Source organism: Thiolapillus sp. (assembly GCF_048562965.1).
Lineage (GTDB): Bacteria > Pseudomonadota > Gammaproteobacteria > Chromatiales > Chromatiaceae > Thiolapillus > Thiolapillus brandeum_A.
Window position 1 is genome coordinate 1 of sequence record NZ_JBHNMF010000439.1, and the last position, 2,742, is coordinate 2,742.

A 2,742-nucleotide genomic window follows, 5' to 3' on the forward strand; every position below is an offset into this window, starting at 1 on the left:
CACCAGACTCAGGTTGTTCGCTTCGATGCCGCGGATCTCCAGGCCGTTGGGCAGGCTCAGGGTCAGGCCGGTGGGCTGTACCGTGGCCGGGATCACCGGCACAAAGCCCGCCACCTTCTTCATTTGTTGCCGGTTCGGCGGCCCGGCGTAGCTTGCGGACCCAGTAGCCAAAGGTACTATACCGCAGCTCCTGCTGTTCGCAGTAGGCTTTCTGCGTCAGGCCAGATTGTTGCCAGGCCGCAATGTGTGACTGCCAGAATGACGCGCCTTCGGTGGCATCAGACATGTCCATCGATTTCTCCTATGTCGTGAAATTTCAGGAGAAAGTCTGCACGGGGTCAGGTGGGGAAAACAGGTGTGGATTCTTGGGCGCTTACGGCATAGTCCGCCACAGGATTCTTCACCCCCAGCAGGGGCATCAGGGTGGGGATGATATCCATGTGACTGGTCAGCCAGGGAATCTCCTCCGCTGCCAGCCATGGAGAGCGAAGCGAAGGCTGGTAGACCCCAGTAGCCGCGAGGCCGCACTGTTTTCCCGGCGTGCCTTGCGCCAGAGGGAAAACAAAGTAGGCCTCCGAACGTGGCGTCCAGTCATTGGGAGCCAAGTACGGAGCAGCAACGAGCTTGCGAAGTTGTTGCGTAGTGCTTGGTGACCAGGACGGCTGGGGCACAAATAGGTTGTCAAAGGCCGAGTCGATTTTGGGGACTGGGATGTCCCAAAATCTATCACGAGGCCGAAGACACGCTTGAGGGGCGCGGCCGGGAATGTGCAGCACCATGGGCACGTGTATCTGTTCCTCGTGGAATCCCGCATTGTGGCCCCAGTGTCCCTTTTCCATGAATTCTTCACCGTGGTCACCGGTAATCACAACGATGGTGTTTTCCAGCAGCCCCTGTTCTTCCAGCGTGTCGAGTATCCTGCCTATCTGCAGGTCCACGTGATGGGAGGCATTGATGTAGCGGTTCTTGAACTCACCCACATCCTTCTTCAGGCTTTCTCTCGACATGAGCGCGTAGTTCACGTCCTTGAGATACGGCGAGGCAATGGCGGAAGAGTCCGGAAAATCATAGCGTGCATGAGTCGATTCGAAAAAGAAAAAGCTCATGAAAGGCTTGCTCTTGTCCCGCTCTGTGATGAACCGGTTCACCGCCCCGGCGTTGTCGATATCACGCTGCCAGGGCTTCAGGGACATGTCCGCGTGATGCAGGTCTTTCGCGTCGATGGCTGCAAACAGGGGGCGGTCGAACTCCAGATAGGTGAAGGAGGCACTGGTGGTCATGTAGAACTGGTAGCCCTGATCCTTGAGCACATCCAGCAGTACCGGCCCACGGTTGGCTCCGAGAAAGGCATTCCAGTAAGCGCCGTAAAGCCCGTACATGAGGGAGAACAGCCCCTGGCGCGTGCCGTTGCCACCACTCATGTGCTGATCCAGTTTCAGCGAGCGTCCGGCAAACTTCCAGGTGTTGGGCATGATCTGGGGTGTCAGCATGTCCCAGCGCAGGGACTCCGCCACCAGCCAGACCATGTTCATCGGCTTCTGCGGCGGCACCACCTCCAGGGGTTTTAGAGGGTAATTGAGATCACCTTTGGCCATCCCGGCGGAGACAGAGCGTGGTCGCTTGTTTTCGTACCCGAGTTTCATCGCCAGGGACTTGAAGCGCACCCGGTTGTAAAGGGGAAAGGCATCCGCCACCTTGAGCACCGGCTGGTAATATTCCAGCCGGCTGATGCCATAGGCCAGGCGTTCACCCACTGCCAGCAGCACCAGCAGCAGGATCAGTTTCCTAGAAAATCCAATGCGGCTGCGGGGATGGTGGCGTACCAGCCAGTGCGCCGGCAGCAGCAGCAATGCTGGCGCCAGCAGCAGCACCACGGCGATGGCCGCAAACACCAGTTCCGCCTCACCGCTGCTGCCCAGGGAATCGATACCGCCCGGCGTGGTCACCAGGTTGATGACGAAACTGTTGATGTGGAAACCGAACAGCCCGTACAACCTGCCGTCGGCAAAGATCAGCAGATAGCTGACGCCGAACAACAGCACCGCCAGCATCCAGAACAGCCGCGGCCAGCGCCTGTAAAACAGCCGCCAGGCCAGATAACTCAGTGCGATGGCAGGGAGAATATAAACCAATGCATAGGTCAGCCACACGGCAACGCCATACAGCCAGGCACGCCAGTCTCCCGGCAGGCCGTTTTCCAGAAAACTGAAGCTCAGCAGGAGTGAAAAACCGTAGTTCAGCAGCCACCAAGCGCTGAGCATCTTCCGGGAGACATCAGTCATGGGCGGCATCTATCCAGTCTTCGGGCCAGGCACAGGCCAGCACCTTGGGAATGCCACCGTTTTCCGGTCGCAGCAGGAACACCGCCAGGCCGTAGTCTTCGTGACCCGCCGGTTTGAAGGGAATGAGCTTGTCCCCCTTCCCGTCTGTCAGCACACCCAGACAGGTGCTGAGGGTCACCATGACCTGGTTGCCGTCATGGGGTTTCAACAGCTGTTCCTGCAGATCCGCCTCGCAGTCTTCCCGCAGCCAGGGCACCACCTCCGGAACACGGCCGAATGCCAGTCTGGCCGTGGCTATCGCCCGGTCCACCTTGCTGCTGTACAGATCAAAATTATCGGACTGAAGTTTCCCAATTTTTTGGAGCAATGAATATTAGAGTCGACTAATATGGCGGATAAATTAGTACTTGGTAATATTCTTGTTTATTTTGTTTCTTTCGCTTGAAAAACAATAGGTTAC

3 protein-coding genes are annotated in these 2,742 nt (G+C 57.5%); all 3 read right to left on the bottom strand.

The window, feature by feature from the left end; genetic code table 11:
- On the bottom strand, positions 1-292 hold a 292-nt coding region (tnpA, locus tag ACOCD2_RS16025; protein WP_419582850.1), incomplete at its 3' end, for an IS66 family insertion sequence element accessory protein TnpA.
- Positions 293-338: 46 nt separating this feature from the next.
- Positions 339-2,282, bottom strand: a complete 1,944-nt coding sequence (locus tag ACOCD2_RS16030) for a sulfatase-like hydrolase/transferase (RefSeq protein ID WP_293649555.1) — start codon at positions 2,280-2,282, stop codon at positions 339-341.
- The gene (locus tag ACOCD2_RS16035) at positions 2,275-2,649 is read right to left on the bottom strand and encodes a hypothetical protein (protein ID WP_293649553.1); all 375 of its coding nucleotides are present in this window, start codon (positions 2,647-2,649) and stop codon (positions 2,275-2,277) included. The genes ACOCD2_RS16030 and ACOCD2_RS16035 overlap by 8 nt, the downstream gene beginning before the upstream one ends.
- Positions 2,650-2,742: the final 93 nt, after the last annotated feature.

What these genes read in the sequence shown, in the direction of transcription:
- ACOCD2_RS16030 (WP_293649555.1), bottom strand. Translation starts at nt 2,282, where the DNA reads ATGACTGATGTCTCCCGGAAGATGCTCAGCGCTTGGTGGCTGCTGAAC.